Source organism: Pseudoalteromonas sp. Bsw20308, assembly GCF_000310105.2.
Lineage (GTDB): Bacteria > Pseudomonadota > Gammaproteobacteria > Enterobacterales > Alteromonadaceae > Pseudoalteromonas > Pseudoalteromonas fuliginea.
In genome coordinates, this window is record NZ_CP013138.1 from 485,687 (window position 1) to 508,559 (window position 22,873).

21 protein-coding genes and 1 tRNA gene are annotated in these 22,873 nt (G+C 36.9%); 15 read left to right on the forward strand and 7 right to left on the reverse strand.

Annotated elements, in window-relative coordinates; translation table 11 throughout:
• Positions 1 to 92: 92 nt before the first annotated feature.
• A complete protein-coding gene (suhB, locus tag D172_RS02030; protein WP_007375998.1) occupies positions 93 to 896 on the reverse strand; it encodes an inositol-1-monophosphatase in 804 nt (267 codons plus the stop codon).
• 234 nt (positions 897 to 1,130) lie between these two features.
• Between suhB and D172_RS02035 the strand changes: the two genes are divergently transcribed.
• Complete coding sequence (locus D172_RS02035) at positions 1,131 to 1,547, forward strand: VOC family protein (protein ID WP_007375999.1); 417 nt, start codon at positions 1,131 to 1,133, stop codon at positions 1,545 to 1,547.
• Between the two features lie 321 nt (positions 1,548 to 1,868).
• On the opposite strand, the gene D172_RS02040 is transcribed toward D172_RS02035, so the two are convergent.
• Positions 1,869 to 2,534, reverse strand: a complete 666-nt coding sequence (locus tag D172_RS02040; protein ID WP_007376000.1) for a LiaF domain-containing protein — start codon at positions 2,532 to 2,534, stop codon at positions 1,869 to 1,871.
• 316 nt (positions 2,535 to 2,850) lie between these two features.
• Between D172_RS02040 and D172_RS02045 the strand changes: the two genes are divergently transcribed.
• The 7 genes from D172_RS02045 (at position 2,851) to D172_RS02070 (ending at position 11,036) form a co-directional block, all read left to right on the forward strand.
• Positions 2,851 to 3,417, forward strand: a complete 567-nt coding sequence (locus D172_RS02045) for a BON domain-containing protein (protein ID WP_007376001.1) — start codon at positions 2,851 to 2,853, stop codon at positions 3,415 to 3,417.
• Positions 3,418 to 3,481: 64 nt separating this feature from the next.
• Positions 3,482 to 3,640: a YqaE/Pmp3 family membrane protein gene (locus D172_RS21140; protein WP_002957822.1), complete on the forward strand. Its 159-nt coding sequence runs from the start codon at positions 3,482 to 3,484 to the stop codon at positions 3,638 to 3,640.
• A gap of 280 nt (positions 3,641 to 3,920) precedes the next feature.
• Positions 3,921 to 3,997: transfer RNA gene (locus tag D172_RS02050), tRNA-Ile, on the forward strand.
• A 386-nt stretch (positions 3,998 to 4,383) separates the two neighbouring features.
• Positions 4,384 to 5,460, forward strand: coding sequence for a DUF4297 domain-containing protein (locus D172_RS02055; RefSeq protein ID WP_007376002.1), 1,077 nt, complete (start codon positions 4,384 to 4,386; stop codon positions 5,458 to 5,460).
• Between the two features lie 51 nt (positions 5,461 to 5,511).
• Positions 5,512 to 7,239 carry a hypothetical protein gene (locus tag D172_RS02060; protein ID WP_007376003.1) on the forward strand — a complete coding sequence of 576 codons (1,728 nt, stop codon included), beginning with the start codon at positions 5,512 to 5,514 and terminating at the stop codon, positions 7,237 to 7,239.
• A gap of 253 nt (positions 7,240 to 7,492) precedes the next feature.
• Positions 7,493 to 8,848, forward strand: coding sequence for a hypothetical protein (locus D172_RS02065; RefSeq protein ID WP_007376004.1), 1,356 nt, complete (start codon positions 7,493 to 7,495; stop codon positions 8,846 to 8,848).
• 49 nt (positions 8,849 to 8,897) lie between these two features.
• Positions 8,898 to 11,036: a CHAT domain-containing protein gene (locus tag D172_RS02070; protein WP_007376005.1), complete on the forward strand. Its 2,139-nt coding sequence runs from the start codon at positions 8,898 to 8,900 to the stop codon at positions 11,034 to 11,036.
• A gap of 267 nt (positions 11,037 to 11,303) precedes the next feature.
• Here D172_RS02070 and D172_RS02075 read toward each other — a convergent pair whose 3' ends face one another.
• Complete coding sequence (locus D172_RS02075) at positions 11,304 to 11,651, reverse strand: hypothetical protein (protein WP_007376006.1); 348 nt, start codon at positions 11,649 to 11,651, stop codon at positions 11,304 to 11,306.
• A 294-nt stretch (positions 11,652 to 11,945) separates the two neighbouring features.
• Here D172_RS02075 and D172_RS02080 point away from each other — a divergent pair, with 294 nt between their 5' ends.
• Positions 11,946 to 13,544 carry an EAL domain-containing protein gene (locus D172_RS02080; protein ID WP_007376007.1) on the forward strand — a complete coding sequence of 533 codons (1,599 nt, stop codon included), beginning with the start codon at positions 11,946 to 11,948 and terminating at the stop codon, positions 13,542 to 13,544.
• 69 nt (positions 13,545 to 13,613) lie between these two features.
• Here the strand turns inward: D172_RS02080 and D172_RS02085 are convergent, their stop codons facing one another.
• Positions 13,614 to 13,943 (reverse strand): 5-carboxymethyl-2-hydroxymuconate Delta-isomerase, encoded by a 330-nt coding sequence (locus D172_RS02085; protein WP_007376008.1) that lies wholly within the window; start codon positions 13,941 to 13,943, stop codon positions 13,614 to 13,616.
• A gap of 204 nt (positions 13,944 to 14,147) precedes the next feature.
• On the opposite strand from D172_RS02085, the gene D172_RS02090 reads away from it, so the two are divergent.
• The 6 genes from D172_RS02090 (at position 14,148) to D172_RS02115 (ending at position 19,187) form a co-directional block, all read left to right on the forward strand.
• On the forward strand, positions 14,148 to 14,633 hold the full coding sequence (locus tag D172_RS02090) for a CreA family protein (RefSeq protein ID WP_007376009.1): 486 nt from the start codon (positions 14,148 to 14,150) through the stop codon (positions 14,631 to 14,633).
• A 30-nt stretch (positions 14,634 to 14,663) separates the two neighbouring features.
• Positions 14,664 to 15,437 (forward strand): hypothetical protein, encoded by a 774-nt coding sequence (locus D172_RS02095; RefSeq protein ID WP_007376010.1) that lies wholly within the window; start codon positions 14,664 to 14,666, stop codon positions 15,435 to 15,437.
• A gap of 11 nt (positions 15,438 to 15,448) precedes the next feature.
• Positions 15,449 to 16,087, forward strand: a complete 639-nt coding sequence (locus tag D172_RS02100; protein ID WP_007376011.1) for a LysE family translocator — start codon at positions 15,449 to 15,451, stop codon at positions 16,085 to 16,087.
• A gap of 26 nt (positions 16,088 to 16,113) precedes the next feature.
• Positions 16,114 to 16,608 carry a gamma-glutamylcyclotransferase family protein gene (locus D172_RS02105; RefSeq protein WP_007376012.1) on the forward strand — a complete coding sequence of 165 codons (495 nt, stop codon included), beginning with the start codon at positions 16,114 to 16,116 and terminating at the stop codon, positions 16,606 to 16,608.
• A gap of 15 nt (positions 16,609 to 16,623) precedes the next feature.
• Positions 16,624 to 18,165 carry a serine hydrolase gene (locus tag D172_RS02110; RefSeq protein ID WP_007376013.1) on the forward strand — a complete coding sequence of 514 codons (1,542 nt, stop codon included), beginning with the start codon at positions 16,624 to 16,626 and terminating at the stop codon, positions 18,163 to 18,165.
• Between the two features lie 104 nt (positions 18,166 to 18,269).
• Complete coding sequence (locus D172_RS02115) at positions 18,270 to 19,187, forward strand: histone deacetylase family protein (protein WP_007376014.1); 918 nt, start codon at positions 18,270 to 18,272, stop codon at positions 19,185 to 19,187.
• A 13-nt stretch (positions 19,188 to 19,200) separates the two neighbouring features.
• On the opposite strand, the gene D172_RS02120 is transcribed toward D172_RS02115, so the two are convergent.
• From D172_RS02120 to D172_RS02130, 3 genes are read right to left on the reverse strand one after another with little or no spacing between them, the layout of a single operon-like run.
• Entirely contained in the window at positions 19,201 to 19,494 is a 294-nt protein-coding gene (locus tag D172_RS02120) for a hypothetical protein (protein ID WP_007376015.1), read from the reverse strand.
• A 6-nt stretch (positions 19,495 to 19,500) separates the two neighbouring features.
• Positions 19,501 to 20,310, reverse strand: a complete 810-nt coding sequence (locus D172_RS02125) for a DUF2797 domain-containing protein (RefSeq protein WP_008136908.1) — start codon at positions 20,308 to 20,310, stop codon at positions 19,501 to 19,503.
• Between the two features lie 22 nt (positions 20,311 to 20,332).
• Positions 20,333 to 22,873 carry an EAL domain-containing protein gene (locus D172_RS02130; protein ID WP_033023248.1) on the reverse strand — a complete coding sequence of 847 codons (2,541 nt, stop codon included), beginning with the start codon at positions 22,871 to 22,873 and terminating at the stop codon, positions 20,333 to 20,335.

Sequence of the window (22,873 nt, forward strand, 5' to 3'; positions counted from 1 at the left end):
TAGTATACTGTTGTACCAATCTACTTAGGTAGGGAAATTTAATTCGTTAAATTGTTCAAATACTTATGCAGATTCGTATTAGTAGCATTAAATTAGCGAAGTAACGACTCAGTTAATACTGGGCGAATTTCACGAATAATCGCTTGAGTCAATTTTGGTGAACCACAGATGATATTACCGCTGTGGCTATAGTTATTACCACCAGCAAAATCTACAACCATACCGCCGGCTTCTTTAACCATTAGTTCGCCCGCTGCAGAATTCCACGGTTTTAAACCAATTTCAAAAAATCCATCAACACGACCCGCTGCAACGTATGCCATATCTAGTGCAGAACAACCTGCGCGACGAATATCAGCAGTGTGTACAAACAATGCTTTAAATGCTTCAGTGTATGCATCCATGTGGTTTTTATTTTTGAAAGGGAAACCAGTAGCAAGTACAGTGCCCGCAAGAACGGTAGTTTTGCTTACACGAAGACGTTTGCTGTTAAGCTGAGTGCCTTGACCACGAGAAGCCGTGAAAAGCTCACCACGAATTGGATCATAAATAACAGCTTGGTCCAAACGACCTTTAACTTTAAGTGCGATAGAAACCGCGTAATGAGGGATGCCTTTGATGAAATTAGTTGTTCCATCGATAGGATCTACAATCCATTGGTAATCATCATCCTTGCCTTTATGCTCACCTAACTCTTCACCAACAATCGAGTGAGTTGGGTAAGATTGTAAAATAGTGTCACGAATTACGGCTTCAGCTTCTTTATCAATGTTAGTTACTAAGTCGTTAGCGCCTTTTTGTTGCACTTCAACTTTTGATAAATCTTCACTTGCGCGAAGTAAAATTTTGCCTGCGTTACGCGCAGCGCGAACCGCAATGTTTAACATTGGATGCATGGAGTTACCTTTGGGTTGTAAAAGAACGTTTATATATTTCAGCCGGCGTATTTTAGCGATTTCTGCCATAAAGTAAACAATAAACCCTAAATACTTTTGTGTGTTTTTTATACTTTATTGTTCTGCATATATATTTGCGGCTGTATAAAATTTAAATAAATCTAAAAAACCACTTTACCTAAAGTTAACTTGAGGTTTTATTGTGTTTGCATACTCAATCAAGAAGGACACATTATGTATTTAGAACATGTCAATTTAGTGGTTAATAATATTGAGGATATGATTAAATTTTATCAAGCGGTATTCCCTCATTGGTCAATCCGAAGTGAAGGTAGGGGCACTTGGCATGGTAAACCAAGGCGCTGGGTGCATTTTGGTGATGACACACAATACATTGCAATGAGCGATCATGGTGAAGGTGAAAACCGAGATTTAGCAGGCCATCAATTAGGTTTAGCGCACTTTGCTTACGTTACCCAAAATTTAGATGCAGTAGTAAAGCGTTTGCAACAAGTTGATTTTAAAATAGATAAACAAGGCGGTGACAACCCATTTAGAAAAAATGTTTATTTTATCGATCCGGCTGGATTTGAAGTAGAGTTTGTAGAATATTTAAGTGATATACCAAGCGAGCGAAATAACGATTTATAATAAAACGTCAGGCAGTAACTTTGGCTTATTTATCTTTCGAAGTTGAATTTTAAGCCGTGTGTTTGGTTTTTAGTAGAACACACCTATGTGGTGTGCTTATTCCCTATAAATAGGTAATAACAACGTATAAATGCCAAACACAGGCTAACGAAAGGCTCTACCTAGGACTGCAGTTAGCACTGAAAATAGTTGCTTGAGATAGATTTATTATCCAGAGTTCAGGTTATTTAGGTTACAAATCTCGGGCAGCAATTAAACGCACCTAATTAAGGCAATATCTGACCTTAAAGGTCAATCGACTCTAACGCGCTGCTAGATAAATTATAATGAGCGGTTATTATTAACGCCAAGTTGTGTTTTTAGCTCGTTTGCAAAGCTCATAAACTTCTCTTTTATGGTGCGTTTTATTTTAACTTCAACCGATCCCATTACTGCTTTACCTTCAATATGAATAGTGGGCCCTTGGCGCTTGTTAAGCGATACCGACTTGTTTTCAAGGCTGCTTAAAATACAAAACATTTTAGAGACTACATTTACATGCTCTGGTACATAAATTTCATCGCTACCAAAAATACAGTTAACGTGAATCGTTACATTTTGGTGGGTAAAAATGGCATCAGTAAAATCAAGCACTACAGAGCCCATAAAATTGGTTAAGTATATATTTTTTGGCACAACCCATTGACCACTGCGCTCGTTAGAACCCAAAATGCTGCGTAGCGTAAAATCATCATCGCTGTTTTGCTGTGCACTATAATGTGGAGTAAATTGCGATTGTTTTTCTGCTTTATATTGCTGATCGGTATTAAGTGTTAAGTCTTCAACTAGGATTAACAAAGCTTCATTACTACTTGCATCCATAGCCTCATCTAAGCGTCTTTCAAATGCATCCACTGAAATAACGCCATGGCTGTAATTATAAATTAATTGATCTATCACTTGTTCGCGTACATGCTCTATTGGGCGGTCTTCAACTTTTACAGACATGGGTATTCCTTATTATATTTACTATTGGTGGTGAGTAAGCAAACGGCGTACCAAATATAATTTCAATAATTATCAGAGGCTTAATTTTTCAGTCTGTTTTTAGTTTTGTTATATTAACGATAGATTAACCAAAACAGCAATTATCTAGCTATTTTCACAATGTGAGAAAGTTTTACCGATGAGTCTGTAAATAGTTACACGGCTATAACATGAAATGAGTTGATTTAAATTCCCAACCCATTGAATTTAAATGTTAAATTTAGTTGGCCTAAAGTTCGCATTAGTTAAAGTGTCTTTAATCAAAAGGAGAAAGATTATGAAAACATTTAACAAATCTATTATCGCGGCTTTAGTTCTTGGTACTACGGCTATGAGTGCCCAAGCAAACAGCTGGGAAAACGAAAGTAAAGATGCTTGGATTGATGGTAAGGCAGAAACAGTGCTACTTATGAACACTAATCTAAACAACTTTGACATTAACACTGATGTAAAAAATGGCAAGGTAGTACTTACAGGTAAAGTTGATAGCGAAATTGAAAAAGAGTTAGCAGAAGAACTTGTACTTAGCCTAGATGGCGTATCCGATGTTGAAAACAGCCTGACTGTTGTAAAAAACATGGATACCAAAAACACAGACAAAGACATGATGGATGATGGTGATAACGACCTAACAGACGCTAAAATCACCACCGTAATCACAACACGCTTCCTATTTGACTCAGAAGTTGGTGGTACAGACATCGATGTTGATACCGATAACGGTATTGTAACTCTAAACGGTTCTGTAGAATCTGAAGCTGAAAAACAGCTAGCGGTTAAAATTGCCAAAAATGCTGAAGATGTGCGCGACGTGGTAGATAAATTATCTATCGTTGCTGAATAATGCACTATACTCAAAGCCCAGTGAATCTGGGCTTTTTGTTTTTTAATTTTAAAGGAGTTAAGTTATGGATATCATTCGTATAATATTGTCAGTTTTATTACCGCCACTAGGTGTATTTTTGCAAGTAGGCTTAGGTATGCATTTTTGGTTAAATATTTTATTAACACTGCTAGGTTATTTCCCAGGGTTAATACACGCCATTTATATTATTGCTAAAAAGTAACGTTGTGTTATTTGTATTATTAGTTGTGTAAGTCAATTTTAAATACAGCTTAAATAGGCACTTTTAATTGGCTTGCATGAATCCCTTCTCTTAAATTCCTCATTTTTACACATTACTCCCTCATAAAAGATTACTATTTAAGCAGTTAGCTTACTGATTGTTAAAATAAAGGTTTTTTAGTAGTGACAAGCCCCCAAAAAGTTTTTATACTGCAACCCGCTTTAGTCGCTCTGTGACTGAACGCTTCAAAAATTAACTGCCTAGCAGTTATATAAAAGTTGGCCCCTTAGCTCAGTTGGTTAGAGCACACGACTCATAATCGTTAGGTCCCCAGTTCGAGTCTGGGAGGGGCCACCACTTTTACAAGCTTTCCAAGTAAATACATACTAACCGAAATTACCCTGTGCTACCTCTGTGCTACTTTTTAATATACCAAATTAATGTAACCTTGTAACTTTTAAGACTTATAGTTATTTTGGTGCGTCTCTCAATGATTAGATAGAAGCATTTATTAAATACTTAAAATTGTAAGGAATGGCTTTCTAATATATTACCTCCATTAAAAACCTCTTTTAATCAAATGATAAAGTTAAAAGATCATTCATGGTGAAGTTATGAAGGCGCGTAGAAGGGAGTTATAAACAAAATTAAAATGATAAATTAAGCTGCATATTCAACTTTGTGAATTGAAGTTATCATGTAATACTAAGTTTTATAAGGAAATAGATCGAGATTAATGTCATATGACTGACAATGTCCTTGCAGAACCCCAAAGAGAAAATGCCGGTGCTAGCACTTTTGGAAAATACACTTTTCAGTATCACTGGGCGTTGTGTAAGATAATTGAAAAGCACAGTAATAAGCAAGAATATGCATTACTAGTTGAATATCATGAAGATGTTGTAATTTCTGATAGCTTGGACCCCAAGCATGCAAAATTTGACTTCTATCAAGTAAAAAACCAGCAGAAGGTATTTACTGCTGCCTCACTAACAAAAAGAGTTAAATCTAAACCTGATCAACCAGCTAAAAATTCTGTGCTGGGTAAGCTATTGAGTTCGTGTTCAAATAAGCAGTATGAAGATCGGGTTTCCACTATTGGTTTGGTTTCATCTAATGGTTTTTCACTTCCAACAACTAATAATTTAAACCTAGATATTATCAAAACAGGTGACCTAAAAGAAGATACTGTTGCTGAGTTGACTGCGTCTATTAAAGCTGAGCTAGGTATTCAGGTACTACCTGAACACCTTCAATTTATTATTCCTGAAATACAACTTCAAAACCAAGAGAATTTTATTTTAGGGGAATTTGCAAAACTGATTAATACCTTGCTCCCTGGAGCCCAGACAAATGTTGTTTCTATATATAGAGCCATAGCTGATGATATGGGACGAAAAATTAGGCTTGAGTTTGATTATAATGATTGGGAAAGGTTGATAGAAAAAAAATCTTTAACTTCCGAGGAAGTAAGCCAAACTATTACTATCCATACTAGTCATCCTTCGGTAAACCAAATCAAAGAAGATTTTAATGAAGTTAGTAAAGTATTTTCATTGAGACATCGGCAAATAAGAAACTTAAGAGATAAGTTAAGTTTACTCGCGCTCAAGCGGGTGGGTTTTATAAGCTCACTTGATAATCACTTATTAAACCAGTTTAAACGTTCTGGAGCTAAAGTAGATGAAACAAAATATGAGTCTGACAAAGATTTAATATATGCCTTACTAGAGCAAGCAAAACATGATGGTCTGAGGTCAAAAGTCTTAAATGATGATGACTTAATGGCTGAGGTCCTTTATCAATTTTTGACGAATTAATTATGCAAATTAACTATAAAATACTAATTAGAAACCTTAGGGAAAGAAAAAATGAGCGCCTTGATATTTCAACGGTTAGTGCTGATATCCGATTCGAAAAAACAAGCGAATCAGTTCGAGTTTCTAAAGAGAGTGAATCTCGTTACAGGAAACGATAATAGTATAGGGAAGTCGACTCTTGTAAAAAGTTTACTCTGGTCTATGGGGTGTGAGCCACAATTCGATGAGGAGTGGAAATCTAATGATGTTAAAACAATTACTTACTTTACGGTTAATGGAGTAAAGTACATAATTAGTAGATATAAAAATACAATTTTGTTAGGAAAAAAATTAGGTAAGCTTCGTAAATTTACTTCTATTTCAGGAGAGTTTGCGGAAGAGTTTGCCAGCATTGTTAGCTTCAACTGTAAGCTTGAAAATAGACAGGAAGAGCTTGAACAGCTCCCCCCCACATATTACTTTTTGCCTTTTTATATTGATCAGTTAAAAAGTTGGTCTGAACCTTGGAATTCATTTGAAAGACTTCAACAGTTCACAAACTTTAAGCCACCTCTAATAAAGTACTTTTGCGGATATTTAAAACCTGAATATTTTGAGGTTCAAGAGCAAATAAGCGAAGAGAAGTCAGTTCAAAAAGAAGTTAAAAAAAGCATTGAACGTATAACCAATGCTAAAGAAGTTTTAGCTGAGACAAGTGAAAGTACAGTTATAGCTTTAAGTAAAGATGAACTAGAAAAAATTCAAATTGAAATAGAAATTGAGCTAAATAGTCACTCAGAACTCCAGACTCAAATTTTTGAGAAGCAAACTGTTTTACGTTCTGAAATATATGATTTAGAACAACAGCTAAAATTATCAATATTAGCTGCTAATGCATTAGAGAAAGATTATGTATTTGCAGTCGAAAATGTGGCCGAGGATGCTTTAGAATGCCCCCTATGTGGAGTTGAGCATGATAATTCACTCATAAATAGAGCTGGTTTACTTAAGGATAAAGAGTCATTAGAGGTTCAATCTGAAGTAATTCAAAAAGAGTTACATATTAAAAAGGTTGAGCTTGATGATTTAGGGTTACAGCTTAACTTTGTCGAGTCTGAGATAGATCGAATTAATAAAAAATACCTTATCGATGAGCAAGAGAATGAGTCTGATACAAAGTTCAATCAAGCTTTAAGTTCTCTTGCCCATAAAAATATTGATACTCAAATTAACATGTCTCTCCAGTCTAAAGAATTGGCGGTTGCCAGCTCAGAGTCCATAGAAAAAGACCTTAAAAAGCAAAGAGATAAACTATTGACTAAGCTTGAGCGAGAAGAGTTAAACGAAATGTTTATGGGTAACTTACTTGAAAACATTCAAACCCTTGGAGCTGAAGGTATAAATCTGAGTAAGGTTAAATCTCCTACTGACTATAAAAAGCTTCTAGGTGGAGGAGCTGCAGAGGGAACAAGGGGACTACTTGCATATCAGTTAGCAGTTTTAAAACAAATAGCCGACGTTGATCAATGTAGCATTGCTCCATTTATCATTGATACACCAAATCAACACGAGCAGGCTGGTCATAGGTATGAGAATATCTTAAAGGTAATAAAGTTATTCATTCCTCAAAGTTTTCAAATAATTTTATGTGGTATGGAGCATAGTGCTCTTGATTCAATAAGAGGAGAGGCCCATGAAATTAAACTCAACGGTTCAAGGCTTTTAGATAAATTACATTATAAGGAATTAAAACATGAATATGATTCACTTGATATTAGTTTGCCCTTAAGTGAAAGCTAAACTAACTATCTGAATATAATTCATTTAATTCCTTTCCGCCATTCCTTAATGCGAAAGAATAATGGCGCCTATAGTCTATTGAGTATTTGCTAATGTGCTGCTTGAACTATTAACTTAAAGTTGTTGATGCGGTAGAACTATTGTTAGACCCTTCATAGGGAGGGCTGTCATTCAAAGTCCTGATAGAAGATTATTGGTCACAAGAGAACGTGCCTGAATTGTCATAGAATATTTACTAAGAAACAGGGAAGTTATGAGAGAAATATCCCAAAAACAATTTAATGCATACTGCTATGCAAGACAGCCACTACTTAGGGTAATGAGCAATGAAATAAAGTGGTATGAAGCTGGCAATAGAAAAGTTTTAGCCACTTTAATTTTAGATAAAGCTGACCAAGATTATAACTTTGTAATCTTGGTTCGTGACGCTAGGCGTCTATTTCGTGCTTGGAATGTGTCATGCAGTCATCCAACTATAGAAGATGCAGAAAAAGAGCTTGCTGAGAAAATAGACGTATTGGTCAATGATGACCAAGATGTTTATGTTCAGGGTGATGAAGTCAAGCCTCCACATGACATATTGTTGCCTGTTGTAGATGAAGCTAACCAGCATGAATATTTTAGAGTACTGGCAAATGAAAAGCGGATGGAAGCTGCAAGAAACTTAATTGTAGAGGCTGTTTATAGTTATATTGATGTAGATGGGAATTATATTAAGGAATTCCAAACCCACGGCTTTGATGCTCGATTATGGGAACTTTTTTTATATATTTTCCTTTATGACGCAGGTTTCGAATTTAATCAAGACTATAATGCACCGGATTATATGGTTTCTTACTACGGCAATCCGTTTTGTATTGAAGCAGTAACAGTTAACCCCAGCCAAAACCCTGACAGACCTGATCCTGAACCTCCTCAGTCTGATGAAGAAATGCAAAGACTTTGTGATGATTATATGCCAATAAAGTTTGGGAGTAGCCTTTTTTCTAAGCTTCAGAAAAAGTACTGGGAGAAGCCCCATGTTCAAGGGAAGCCACTCATATTAGCAATTCATGATTATCATATGCCAGGTTCAATGACTTGGACTCGTAATGCATTAGTCGAATACCTTTATGGCAAACGGGTTAGAGTTGCAGAAATTGATGGCCACAAGAAATTCGTTGAAGAGGATATCGAATCGCATACTTGGGAAGGGAAAACTATCCCATCCAATTTTTTTGGTACTGAAAATGCAGAAAATATAAGTGCAGTATTATTTACTAACACAGCAACTATCACCAAGTTCAATAGAATGGGGAAACTAGCTGGCCTGGGTTGCGACAATATAAAAATGTTTCGGACGGGCGTCATGCTGCACCCAGACCCTAGTTCGTTAGAGCCACTGCCATTTATGACTGATGTTGATGATGAAAACTACGAAGAAGACTGGTCCGAAAGCGTAATAATGTATCACAATCCAAATGCCTTAATTCCAGTTGATATTAATTGTTTCAACACTATCAACCATATGTGGATTGACCCAGATTCTGGTGATTTAGTTAGCCTTCAGCGTGAAGGTGATATTCTGAATTCCATTACAACTGTATTGGAAGTAGTTCCTGATTTATAACAATGGCATGATTCTTTAAATAGTTTTCAAAAGATTTGAGGTATGAAACTTGATCCCACAAGAACAACTTAGCTTCCTTACGATTGCCTATATAATAATGATTAACAAGGAAAATAAAGCTCACTCTTACTTAAATGAATACCCGCTTGAATTAATAAATAAAATAGATATTTTCAGAAAAATTAGTGAATTACCAAAAGATTTATGTGAAGTTTACTGCAATAAAGAGACTTCAATACAGCATAGGCTATCAGGTTTTTTTGATGGATATAAAATTAGATTTTGTTCAAGTCTTTCAGAAGTTGAAAATGTTGACTCTAAAATAAAAGTGGTATTTTGTAATGGCCTTTCTAATGATGGGTTGAAAGTCCCTGAGGGAATTTATATCCTCGGGCCAAAAGGTTCACTTGAAAAATCTAAAGATAATTGTTTAAGCAGTATAGACAAGACAACTCTAATCACTCATTTAGACAGGTTTCACCTCGATTTTGATTCTGAACAAAAAGATGTAATTTCCGAGTTAAGGGAAACATATTCGATTGATAAATCTAGTAATTTAATAGATTCTGATATCGAGTTAAATAGATCTATATACACTGAAGCCAATATATTAGTTTTAAAGTCTGCAAAGTTGAGCTTTAGCTATGAAAACTTCAGATATGAATGCTCTGAAGATGAAATATTCGAATCTATAAATCTACTAAATTACATTAGAAATGACATTGCTAAAAACTTATCACTACCCATATCTTTACCCCCTATTGAGATTGTCTTTTCTGACTTCTCGACAAATCTTGACTTTCAAATAAACAAAGGCGAATACACACAAAACGCTCTGAAGCACAAAGGCTTCTCTGACCCTAAAGTGCTGGAGAAAGCGATCAAATTAGCCTTAAAAAATGGTTTTAATGAAACATCAGAGAAAAATAAGTATTTTGATGAGGCCTACAACGAAAAGTTACTTTCAGAAACTTTAATCGGGTTGTACTCATGCTCAAACCTTATTCCAAGTGCCAAAATCCCAATAAGTAACAGTGATGTCTATGGTAATCTTAAAGATATTGGTATCAACGATAGAAAGAACAATCAAAGAAGTTTAAAAATTAAGTTTAGAGCTCTTAGGGATAATATCAATCAAAAAGCTTCTGGATATTTTGATTACTTAAATGACCACCGCCCATCGGAAATAAAACTAGTATCTAACTTACCTATAGAGTGGTCTTCTCACAATGGTCTTCCTACTATGATTGCACACAATGTCAGCCGTTTGCCTATTTCACCAGGATGGCTAACAACTATGTGCTTAGTAGATACAAGGAACACATTTATTACTATGGAATCCCTTAGTGAAGTTCTTATAGTTAGCTCTTTTAAAGAGGATGACATTATAAAAGATGATTTATCTTCAAAGCTCGAAGTTTTTAATAGGTGTGGTTTTGGTAATAGCGAAAATCAGTTTAAGGTGAAAGCAAAAATAGTGACCCCTTCGAATTATGATGAGCTTGTTTCAGCGTTAAACAACTCAAAAAGTCCAATAGTAATATTTGATCTCCATGGAGGACATCATGAAAACGGAGGAGGTGTTATTTGTTTAAAAGATGAAGTAGTTTCAGTCTATGATCTTATTGAGGAAGCTGGGATACCACCGATTGTAGTGTTAAGCTCATGTGATACTGGCCCTATTGACAGGAACCACTTTTCTACTGCAAATGGATTTCTGTATGGCGGAGCAAAAACTGTTCTTGCTAGCGCTCTGCCAATTTTAAGCAAAGAAGCTTCCACTTTTATTTATCGATTAATGCTTAGGCTTCAAGAGTACTTACCGATAATTATCAATCGTGAACGAAAAAGCCTCCGCTGGTCTTCATTTATTTCTGGAATGATTAGAAGAACCTACTATACAGAATTTATTGATTATTTGATAAAAGAAAACCTAGCTACTCCAGATAAGAAAACTCATCTAAACTTTTTATGTGGAATGCAAGTTGATCCCTTGCAAGAAGACTTTCACTCCAAAATTAAAAGCTTGCTTTCAAAAGAAATTAATTTAGATATTGATGAAATACAAAGAATTCTTGATGAAGATTTCGTACTTCCTGAATGTTTAAAATACCTTCAATTTGGCAGTCCTGAACAAGTAATCATAGGCTCACCACACCAGATCAAAATGCAAGCGAATGAACACTAATTATTTTAATACTCCTCACAAAAAACCTACGATAAATAGATTTTTCATCGATTGGAACTGTATCTTCCTATCAAATATTACAGTCGCTATTCGGCGACTGTAATATTAGGTCTGAGTGATTACAACTAGTTTATGCAGCTCCCAATCCCTTACTAAGTCGACTAAAAGAATTTTTATACATTTTTGCAACTGCTTTTGCCATAAAAGCTATATGGAAGGGGAGTTTAATAGTCTTTTAATTCTAGCTTCCAAGACTTAAATCGGCGGTTACTTTAAATAAACCTCAGTAATTTCAGCTCTAAAATGGCCAAGCTCTTGCGACACGGTTTCGAGAGCTACTTGCCTACTAAGCCCCAAACCTTTTAGTTCATTCATTCTCTCTTGTGCGTAGCTATGCCTTAGGCCATGGCCGCCATTAGAAAAAAATAGAGCGCGATTAGATGCTTTTGAAAATGAGCATGAACATTTATGACCACCACCAATATCATAACGTTGTAAATAGTTAATTTCCCTATCACGAACCGTTATAGGCTGTGCTAAGCGCCTTTGTTCTAGCTGTGTAGCCAGTGCGTTAGGTATTAGTACATCACGGATTAGGCCGCCTTTACCTTTCACTGTATAAATACTACCTTCCCGATGTAGCCATTTACTTCAAAGACTTGGCGGCAATAGGCTTTACATTCTGAGGCTTTAGCTATTGTTAAAAGCTCATACGCTCTTTGCTATTTTTTAACTGAGAGTTAAATACAATTAAATTTTTAGCCACTATTGATGGAAGTGAAATAATGCTGTTTTTAGCAACATTGCTAGTCAAAAGTAAAATTTAAGTGTTTATGTAAATTAATTTATTGTTAGTATTAGGTTATGTTTATTGGAGTTTTGAAAGCCATTCATTCTGGGAATTGTATAGTGCCAAAGTTTCAGTATAAGTTTAAAGCATTCGTTATTGCTACTATTAGCGTATTGCTAGTTATGTTGATTGACTACCCATTAGAGGTTGTTTCTAAAAAAGCTTTTTTGCGCTCTCAAGTAAAGGCTGATTTTAATTGGTTTAAAAGCGATTTAAATAAACAGTTAAAGCAGCTTAATGACTTTTTTGTTGAAAATGACAACCTTACTCCTTCTTGTACCCCAGCAACGCTGTTAGCACTGCGTAAAGCGCACTTTAATATTCAAAATATAGCTGAACTAGGGATTAGAGACCCTAAAGGTAATTTAATTTGTACGAGTTGGCAAAAACTTAAAAAGCCTATGAAAACATCCGGAATTAAACCAACTAAATCTAAACGATTACGCTTTTTTGGGCCTATTGCTGCTAATTTTATTGGTGAAACCGCTTTAATTATCGCTAAAACCAGAAGTGATGGATACGAAATTAATGCATTGCTACCGCAATCGCTGTTAAATCGCCGTATTAATGAACTCGATAGAAATTATACTTATGTTGCTACTGTTGATGCTAGAAAAGGTAAAGTAGTAACAGTGGTTGGGGATTATACTTTACCGATTAACTACCCGCTATTTCCATTAACAAAACCGCTTACTGTAAAAGGTGTCGTATTTGATGATGCAAAAAAACATTTTTTAATTATTGAGCCACTGAAATATTTACCACGCCTTGCCTTAATGATAGCGATTGATGAAAACGTACTATACGAAGATGTGTATTACCCCTCATATAGCCATGTTGCTTTGTATATCATTATTTTTTTGTTGATTTTCATTTTTACAGAGGTGTATCAACAAAACTACCAAAGTAGAAAAAGTGAATTGCGAAATTATTTAAAACAAGGGCGTTTTGTTAATTATTATCAACTCATTTGGGATTCGAATATAAAACAGTTTGCTGGGGCTGAAACATTGGTTCGTTTAAAGCATCCTATTGAAGGTGTTTTAACACCAAATCGTTTTTTACCTGATATCGAAAGCAATCATCTGAATATAAGCCTTACCTATGCTGTAATTAAAAACTTAATAGCAGACTCCGCAGAGTTAATTGGTTGGGATAGCAATATAAAAATAAACATTAATATTACAGGTGAGCATTTAAAGGATGCTTATTTTAAACAGTTAGTTTTTTCGTTAAACGCTGTTATTCCTCACTTGGTTCTGGAACTGACAGAAAATGAGTTAATTGATTTAGACGATCAAGAAGTCATTCAGACTATGCAAGACTTCAAAGATCAAAATATTCTAATTGCAATTGATGACTTTGGAACTGGTTATGCGGGCTTACAGTACCTCAAGGCATTGCCTTTAGACATATTAAAAATTGATAGAAGTTATGTCAGTGCTATAGGCACTGAGTCACAACTGGCTATTTTGCTTGATGCATTAATTGAGCTTGCTAAAACGATTGGAATTGATGTTGTTGCTGAGGGGGTTGAAACCCAAGAGCAAGCTGATTACCTTTTATCAAAAGGGGTATTTTTACACCAAGGTTGGCTTTATCACAAAGCGAGCCCTGTGAGTCAGATTATTGGTAACCTTGAGAAGCGCATACTTTAAATTTAAAAAAGTTTTGTGCAACAGTAATGCAGCGTCATCGAATGTTTACTCGTTTTCTAAAAATACGTTCTAATTTTTTCGATATACATCATGATCCATATCGTAAATATTGACGCTTAAGCTATCAGAGTCTCTGCAGTAGGTTTTTAAACATGCGAGTAGGTGCTCACTTAACATTTGTTTTTGTTCTACCGTTCGCCCTGCCATTATATGCACTTGAATATGAATAAACCCTTCTTTACCTATACCTAGTTGGTATTGTTGGTATGCAATTGCGCGTGTTTTAATTGTTTCTAAATCAAAAAGTCCGCTTTCAAAAGTACTGTTATGAATTTTCTCTACTAGTACTTGTGGTAAAACAGGGAGGTCTTCTGAGTGTTCAATAATAATATGCGGCATTTAGGCGTTTCCTATTATGAGTTACTGCATTAGCGAGGGTTAATTGTATCAAATACAACAGGGTTCGCTAAACCTAGGGCTATCTAAAATCTTTACTTTAAACTAATTTAGTCGTATTTATTTTTGATGTTAGTATAAAACAAACAGGTGAACCTTTGCTTAGTGACGTAGATGCTAAGTTACCTATTATAGATAAGGATAAGTATGAAATTACCACAAAAATTTAAACGTTTAGCTTTACTTGCAGGTGCGGTAGTTACGTTGAGTGCTTGCTCTGATGATGTTGCGTCGGTAAGCCTTGGGTTATTTACAACTAAAGATGTCGTGGTTAATTCGCAGCAAGATCCGATTATTAAAGGTGTTACGTGCCACATTAGCCATATTGAAGCTGATTTAGACTTTTCTGATCCGTCTGATATGTCAATTGCGTGTCGTCAAACGGGGCCTATTACAGCACAGCAGCTACAAGAAATTGACCGAAGTAAGTCGGGCGAGGTGGTATTTAAATCATCTAAAAGTATTTTATTTAAATCTTTAAAGGTACGTCGTATTTACGATGCTGAAAACCGCACCTTATTGTATTTATCGTACTCAACGAAAGAATCCAGTGGCAGCCATCATCATGCGCTATCAACAGTGCCGCTATACAATACTCAAGCGTGGGAATGGGCGCTTACACAAAAAAACTAAACTAGCACCTAAAACTTATAAGAGCACCTTATGTTAGCTTTATTTAAATCGGCACCATTATTGGAAGATCAAGAACAGCAATGGCTTATTGATACGTTTATTTGGGCGGTAGAGAATTTTGATGCGGAGTACTTTACTAAGCAAACAAAAATAATATTGCCGACAGCAGCGTTTTTTCCTGATTCGGTATCAAGTATTGAAGAAATGGCGACTAACGTTTTTACCCGCGTTACTAATTATGCAGGTATGAGCGCGTGGCCTATTCAGTTAGTTGCGCCTCAGCAATTGCAGCCTCAGGTTTTTCCACACTTTGAATTTAGCAATGAAATACGTGGAGAAGGCTGCCATTTAATTGTGCCGCCAAGCCATAAGGTCAGCATTTCTTTTAATCCTAATCAGATTAATCAGCCACAAGATTTAGTAGCAAGTTATGCGGGTACTCTGGCCACTATACTTATTCATCACGTTGGGGTGCTACCGCCAGGTGGTAGGGAGTATTTACCACAAGCTGCCGATGCGCTTGCCTGTTTTTTAGGGTTTGGTGTGATGATGAGCAACACGGTGTATCAGTTTAAGGGCGGTTGTGGTTCTTGTTACAACCCATACGCTAACCGTGAAGCTAAGCTAAGTGAAACACATACGGTATTTATGCATGCCCTTATTAGTTACTTTAAAAACGATAAAGTCTCTAAAAAACACTTAAAACCGCATCTGCGTGGTCAGTTTAAAAAAGCACAAAAAGAAATTAAAGCATTGGTAAATAACTCGGCCAACCCGCTGTTATTAGCTTATTCACCAAACTAGCAAGGACTTGCGTGGAATACTTAGATGAATTTTTACTGATTGTTATTGCTCATTTTTTTGCAGTAGCAAGCCCTGGGCCTGACTTTGCCGTTGTGCTCAAGCAAAGTGTGCAACAAGGTAGGTGCAATGCATTGTGGACAAGCGCCGGTGTTGGCGCTGCTATTTTACTGCACGTTGCCTATTGCGTGTTAGGTGTAGCGCTTATTTTAACGCAATCGCCTAGTTTATTTATGGCGCTTAAGTACCTTGCTGGTGCATATTTAGCTTACTTAGGCGTGCAAGCTCTTAGAGCTGCAAAACCGCCTGCAAGTAATGAAGGCGAGGCTGCAAAAAATATTGAAAACAAAGCCGTTCAAGAGGAACCCGTTTGGGTGGCTTTTAGGCGCGGCTTTTTCACCAATGCATTAAACCCAAAAGCCACGTTATTTTTTATGTCGTTATTTACACTCGTGATTAGTCCAACAACACCTACTAGCGTGCAGATCGTTTATGGCGTGTACATGGCACTGGCTACTTGGGTGTGGTTTTCAATGCTTTCAATAATGCTTTCTAGAGATAATGTGAGGGGCTTTTTCCAGCAGCGTGGTTATTGGTTTGACCGTGGAATTGGCGTTATTTTAATTGCCCTTGCAGTACGTGTTGTTATTTAACTTATTTAAAAAGCGCAGGAGATAAAATGCCGTTATATAATTTTTCGTTTGGCTCTAATATGTCATCTAACCGTTTGTTGGCGCGTTTACCGAATGTAAAGCGTGTAGGAACAGCGGTACTTAAAGGTTACGAGCTTACTTTTGATATGTTATTTAAAGATGGCTCAGGTAAGTGCAGTATCTGCCCAAGCAATAAAGAAGATGCGTTGGTTTATGGCGTTATTTATGAGCTTAATGAAGAAGAAAAAACCATTTTAGACAGTATTGAGGGCGTAGGTTACGACTGCGTAGATATAACCCCAACGCTTTTAACGGGTGAGACTGTAGCCGCACATTGTTATATAGCTAATACCCATGACAGCGATGTACTCCCATACGATTGGTACATAAAACACGTTCATCGCGGCGCACTTGAAGCAGGCGTACCAAAAGAATACAGTGATGCAATACTCAATAGGCCGCACAAAAGCGATACCAATAAAGAGCGTGCCGAAATTGAATTTGCAGTTCATCAAAAATAATAAAATAGGATTGATATGAAATTAACCAAATTAGCCGCAATTGCATTACTAGCAAGCACTACGTTTAGTAGCTGGGCACAAGTCGATACCAACAAAATTGACGACGTTATTAAAGCGTCAATGGCACGTTTTGACGTACCAGGTATGGCAGTCGCCATTGTTGAAAACGATAAAGTGATATTTGCTAAAGGCTTTGGTGTAACTAATCTCGATACCAACAAAAAAGTAAACAAAGACACCTTGTTTGGTATTGCTTCAAACACCAAAGCGTTTACAACAGCGGCACTTGCCAAGTTGGTTGATGAAGGGAAGTTGAGCTGGGATGACCGCGTAATTGATCATTTACCAGAGTTTAGATTGTACGACTCGTACGTAACACGCGAAATGCGTATTCGTGATTTATTAAGTCACCGCAGTGGGCTAGGGCTTGGGCAAGGCGATTTAATGATTTGGCCAAGCACGGATAAGCCCGTTGATGAAATTTTAGCGGGATTACAGTATTTAAAACCAGCGAGCAGCTTTCGTAGTAAGTACGCTTATAACAACTTGATGTTTGTTACCGCTGGCGAAGTGGTTGCACGTGTGTCGGGTATGAGCTGGAACGATTACATCGAAAAAAATATATTACAGCCGCTACACATGGACAACTCACGCGCAGGTTTTTCACGCATCCCAAAAAGCAACACTAACTGGGCAACAGGTCATATTCCTATGGATGGCTCACTTCATCCCTTTTTTGTGAACTACCTAGAAGACTTTAGAGGCGCAGGCGCCATCGCTTCAAGTGTAAGCGATATGAGTCAATGGCTTCGTACGCAATTAGCGGGCGGTAAAATGCCTAATGGCGAGCAGCTGTTTAGCGAAAAGCAACAAGCGCAAATGTGGCACCCACATATTACGTCTATGGCATCTAAAAGCGCGTTTGAGTCGTACCATCAGCAATTTAGAGGGTATGGGCTAGGTTGGAGCATTGAAGACTACCACGGCTTTAAAAAGTTAGGTCACGGCGGTGGTATTTTAGGTATGGTATCGCAAGTTACTTTATTGCCTGAGAAAAAACTCGGTATTGTTATTTTATCTAACCAACAAGCTTTTGGTGCGCTTTCGGCAGTAACCCATGAAGTACTTGAAGATGCGCTTGAACTTGAAGATAAAGACTGGGTAGAAGATCTAGCTAAAAAACATTTTGAAGGCAAGCAACTCGCGTACGCTAATGCAAAACCAGAAGCACCTGCTGACTACCAGCCACAATTACCAAATATTAATTACACCGGTACATTGCACGATGACTGGTACGGCGATGTGATTATTGAGCAGCTCGATAGCAAATTACACATTGATTTTACGCATACTAAACGTTTAAAAGGCACACTTGAGCACTACACTGGCAATACATTTATTGTTAAGTGGGATGAAAAGCTACTTGAAGCAGATGCGTTTATTACCTTTGATATGGATGTTAGTAATCGTGTAAACAGCGCTAAAATGCGTGCAGTATCAACACAAGTGACCGACTTTAGCTTTGATTTTAGAAACCTGCATTTAAAAGCAAAGTAGTTAATAGTTTTGATATTTAAAGTGTTGATATACACCAAAGTCGCAAAGCCACCAGCCGGTGGCTTTGTTATATTAAGCTTTTACACCTTGTAAGGGACTTTTTTATGCGTACAGCAGTTATTTCTCATCCTCATTGCCGTAAGCATAAAATGATAGACGACCATCCTGAGTGCCCAGAGCGCTTAGATGCAATTACCGACAGATTATTAGCCAGCGGTGTAGATGTTGGCTTAACACACCTGCAAGCACCTAAGGCCGAGCGTGAGCATTATTTACTTGCTCACGATGAAGCTTTAGTTAAACACGTAGAAACTACACTACCAACGGAAGGACTCGCTAATTTAGATGGCGATACTTGGCTGTGCCCCGATTCGTTTAAAGCGATTGAGCGTGCAGTAGGTGCAGGATTGTTAGCTGTTGATGAAATACTTGCCGATAAACTCGATGCTGCTTTTTGCTCAGTACGTCCGCCAGGACACCATGCGAATAAGGATTCATCATCTGGGTTTTGTGTGTTTAATAACTTAGCTATTGCCGTTAAGTACGCACAAAGCAAAGGGGTTAAACGCATTGCTATTGCGGATTTTGATGTACACCATGGTAATGGCACACAAGACATTTTTATTGATGACGAAAATGTACTGCTTTGTTCGTTATTTCAGTATCCGTTTTACCCAAATACAGCAGTTAAAAATAATAGCCATATAGTTAATTCCCCTCTGCCAATTGCTAGTAATGGCGACGACCTAAAAGAGGTGTTTACTGGGCAATGGTTACCAAAATTAAAAGCGTTTAAGCCTGAATTACTTTTTATAAGCGCAGGGTTTGATGCACACCTAGAAGATGATATGGCAAGCTTAAAGTTTGTTGAAAGTGACTACATTTGGCTCACCGAGCAGCTATGCAGTGTGGCAAAGGAGGGCGGTTGCAAAGGGGTTATTTCGTATTTAGAAGGTGGCTATGCGCTATCAGCGTTAGGTCGTAGTGCTGTAGCGCATATAAAAGTGCTTACTGAGGTTTAAATAATAAGAGTGTTTATAGCCCTAGTAAATCAAACGCCTGCGCTGTGCTTAGGGTTTTTATTTTACCAAGGCAACATTGTCCTTCATTTAATAAGTAAGCTGTAACAAGCTGTGCTAGCTGCTCGCCACTCAATTCAGGGCAAACAGTGCCTTGTAAATTAAGGTAGTCACCTTGCTTATTAAGTACTCGCACGTCGCTTAGCTCACTTTGCATAACGCTGTGTAAGCACTCTTGTTGCTCTTTTTGGTTTTGAGCTATCTCAAGCTCATTATAAATAACCAATAACTGTGGGTAGCTGTTTAACATAGCCCGTTAGCCTACGGTTACTTCATAAGACGTAAATTTACGAATATTAATAACGCCTTTTTCAAAGATTAGGTACTGACCTTTAATACCTTGTAAAACACCACTTACAACAGGGTCTTTATCAAAGTTAAATGAGCTGATTTTTGTTGGGTATTCGGTTACTGGAAAATCTAAATCAACCACATCTTCGTCAAGTTGCTCTATTGCTGTTGCGCCAAATAACTCACTTAGCTCGTTTAGTTTTTCGCTAATTTGTGGAATTAACTCAGCCGCTGCTGCTTTTAAATCAAGTGCGTCGTTTTGGCCTTTTAACATATTGCGCCAATTGGTTTTATCGGCAATAAATTCAGCCAAAGCAACTTCCACTAAACCCGATTGCAGGCGAGTTTGCACTTTAAAAATAGGTAATGCCTGAGTAGCGCCTTGATCCACCCAACGAGTCGGTATTTGTGTGTGGCGGGTAATACCTACTTTTAATCCAGAAGTGTTAGCGAGATACACATAGTGTGGGATCATGCAATTTTCTTCGCCCCACTGTGGCTCTCGGCAAGTGCCTTGATCGTAGTGGCAAGTTTCTGGTTTCATAATACACATGTCGCAACTAGCGAGCTTGCGCATGCATACAAAACAGTGACCTTGAGAATAGCTTTTTTTGGTTTTTTTACCGCAGTTAGAACATAAAATAGTGCCACTAAAGGTGAGCGTAAGCTCCTTACCTATAAATGCATTTAAGTCTACTAAGTGCTCACCTACAGGTAAGTGATATTGTACTGGTTCGGTTAAACTCGATTTTAGTTTACGCAGTGTGCCTTGCATCTTTACTTGGCCCCTAAAGATGTTAAAAAGAGGAGTCTAACATTTTTAAGCTATATTGGCTTTTTAAGAAGTGTAAATAGTCGGTGTAAGGCAGTGCTTTTGCGTATAAATAACCTTGGGCAGAATCAGCATTCATGTCTTTAAGTAAGTGATGAATCTCCTGAGTTTCTACCCCCTCAATTGTTATTGATAAATTAAGGTTGTGCGCCATATCAATGGCTGTTTGTACAATAACTTGATGAGTGGGGTTATTAGGTAAATCAAAAACAAACGACTTATCTATTTTTAGTTCACTAAAATGGTAGTTAACTAAGTAGTTAAGTGATGCGTAACCTGTACCAAAGTCGTCTAAAACAACGTTAATGTCTAATGCCGATAATTCATCAACTAATTTAATGAGTGCATCTTGACTCTCTACAAAAGCTGATTCGGTTAGTTCAAACTTAAGTAAACGAGCCGGTACTTGGTATTTAATGAGTATATTTTCTACTTTTTCAGCTAAGTTATTTATGGTCAAGTTTTTAGCGCTGAGGTTGACGCTAATAGTATGATTGATGTAACCATTTTTTGTTAGTTCGGCAATATCTTTACACGCTTGTTCAATGACCCACAGTGTTAGTTCGTTAATAATACCTGTATGTTCAGCAAGAATTACTAACTCTTCAATCGGTAAATTATTAAAGGTTGGATCGGGCCAGCGTAGTAAAGCTTCTGCGCCAATTACTTGGTTATTTAATAAATTTATTTGTGGCTGGTAATAGAGTGTAAGTTGATTTGTTTTTATGGCTTTTTGTAGCTTTGCAGCTAAGGAAACGTCCATCATTTGGTTATTCACGTTTGATGATAACCCTACTTGATTAACACTACTTTTTGCTTTTTTAAGTGCTAAATATCCACGTTTTAACCAATACTCAAAGTCGTTAGTTTTACCCGCACAGCTAATGCCAATACTGTAATTAAGTTGCAGGTTTAGCCCTTTTATTTCGTATTGTTTTGGTAAGTTGCTAATTACTTTGGTGAGAAGTGCTTCTAGCATTTCTTGGTTTTGTGTTTTAGTCGAAATACAGGCAAATACGCCGCTATTGAGATCGGCTAATCGAGGGATGGTGTTTAAGTTAGTATCAAGATTTATAAATTCGCGCTCGTGGCTCAATTCTAACTCTAATTCTCTCGCTATATGTTTTATAAGTGCATAGCCTTGAGAAGGGGTAATTATAGTATTAAGAGAGTTAAAGTGGCGTATTTTAATCAAACACAAAGTTGTTGAGCGGTTTTTTGCTTGTAACTCCATAAAGGTTTGCTTGAGCTTAGCACTATTAAGAAGCTTTGTTTGTTGAGTGTGCGTAGCGTGATATAAAGCACGTTCACGCTGATACCTAACTCGGTCTGCTAATGCCATTGCCATTAATATTACTTCGCATAGTATAGCCATTAAAAAGGCGTGGCGTGTGGTAAAGCTATAAGGTAAAAGGCCAGTCAGTTCCATAGGTTGAATTGCCGCGCCAAAAATTAGTGGCACCCATGAAAAAACATAAAATTTAGCCCATCTAAAACCACTACGTAATTTGTTATAAATTAAAATAATACACGCTATATAAAGTAGGCTCATCACTCCAAAAAAAATAGGTGCTGCTATATTTTCAGGGATAAAAAGGCTGCTTACAGCAAGAACAAACATAAGCTTAAGTAGCGCTGTACTCATTTTATAGCGCCAGCATTTTTCTTTGTGGTAACGTAAAAACATAATACAGAAGGAGAGGGTAAAAAAAGCAACGCCGTAATTACCAAGTACTATTTTTTCGTGAATAAATAATTGCCATTCCATTGGCCATAAATAAAAGCCAAAACCTAATACCGCTCCCATTAGTATAATAGCGCTAATAATGTAGCCAATATAAATTAAGTAAACTCGGTCTTTTATACCAAAATAAAGAACAAGATTGTACAGTGCAGCCATTAGCAATACGCCAACAAAAATCCCCCAAATCCCTGTTTGCGAACGCACTAAGTCAATAAACTCTTTATCACGATATAAATTTACAGGTGTTTTACTTATACCTATCGTATCTATTTTCATTACGAGTCGTTGTGAGGACTTACTTTCGAGCGAAAAGCGGATATGCGGCACACTGTATTGAAATAAAGTAAGTGCTTGTTCTTTATCTCCGAGCTTATAAGTATCAATTAATTGGTTGTTTTTATTGAGTCGAAAAATAGTTAGGTGATCAACCATGGGGTTATCAAAATGGGCAACAACGTTTTCTTTTTTGAAGCTCTTATTTTCTAAATCGAGAAACAGCCAATAATTTTGTTGAGTAAAACTCCACGGTATTTCCGAAAATTTTTGATGAGTGAGTAACTGCGGCTGGGTTATAACATCGTTAAAAGTAAGGCTCTTAGTTTCATCAATATAGTACGCGTAATCAAGATATACGGGCGCGGTTTTATCAATTGTATATCGTGTAGGCACGACGAGGTTTGATGCCAGTGTACTTATAATAAAAAATATAAGTACTAGTATGGCAACAGCAATTGCATGATAACGTAAAGTTCTTAGTTCCAA

Coding starts and splice junctions, on each gene's coding strand:
- suhB (WP_007375998.1), bottom strand. CDS start 896: ATGCATCCAATGTTAAACATTGCGGTTCGCGCTGCGCGTAACGCAGGC.
- D172_RS02035 (WP_007375999.1), top strand. CDS start 1,131: ATGTATTTAGAACATGTCAATTTAGTGGTTAATAATATTGAGGATATG.
- D172_RS02040 (WP_007376000.1), bottom strand. CDS start 2,534: ATGTCTGTAAAAGTTGAAGACCGCCCAATAGAGCATGTACGCGAACAA.
- D172_RS02045 (WP_007376001.1), top strand. CDS start 2,851: ATGAAAACATTTAACAAATCTATTATCGCGGCTTTAGTTCTTGGTACT.
- D172_RS21140 (WP_002957822.1), top strand. CDS start 3,482: ATGGATATCATTCGTATAATATTGTCAGTTTTATTACCGCCACTAGGT.
- D172_RS02055 (WP_007376002.1), top strand. CDS start 4,384: ATGACTGACAATGTCCTTGCAGAACCCCAAAGAGAAAATGCCGGTGCT.
- D172_RS02060 (WP_007376003.1), top strand. CDS start 5,512: ATGAGCGCCTTGATATTTCAACGGTTAGTGCTGATATCCGATTCGAAA.
- D172_RS02065 (WP_007376004.1), top strand. CDS start 7,493: ATGAGAGAAATATCCCAAAAACAATTTAATGCATACTGCTATGCAAGA.
- D172_RS02085 (WP_007376008.1), bottom strand. CDS start 13,943: ATGCCGCATATTATTATTGAACACTCAGAAGACCTCCCTGTTTTACCA.
- D172_RS02090 (WP_007376009.1), top strand. CDS start 14,148: ATGAAATTACCACAAAAATTTAAACGTTTAGCTTTACTTGCAGGTGCG.
- D172_RS02095 (WP_007376010.1), top strand. CDS start 14,664: ATGTTAGCTTTATTTAAATCGGCACCATTATTGGAAGATCAAGAACAG.
- D172_RS02105 (WP_007376012.1), top strand. CDS start 16,114: ATGCCGTTATATAATTTTTCGTTTGGCTCTAATATGTCATCTAACCGT.
- D172_RS02110 (WP_007376013.1), top strand. CDS start 16,624: ATGAAATTAACCAAATTAGCCGCAATTGCATTACTAGCAAGCACTACG.
- D172_RS02115 (WP_007376014.1), top strand. CDS start 18,270: ATGCGTACAGCAGTTATTTCTCATCCTCATTGCCGTAAGCATAAAATG.
- D172_RS02120 (WP_007376015.1), bottom strand. CDS start 19,494: ATGTTAAACAGCTACCCACAGTTATTGGTTATTTATAATGAGCTTGAG.
- D172_RS02125 (WP_008136908.1), bottom strand. CDS start 20,310: ATGCAAGGCACACTGCGTAAACTAAAATCGAGTTTAACCGAACCAGTA.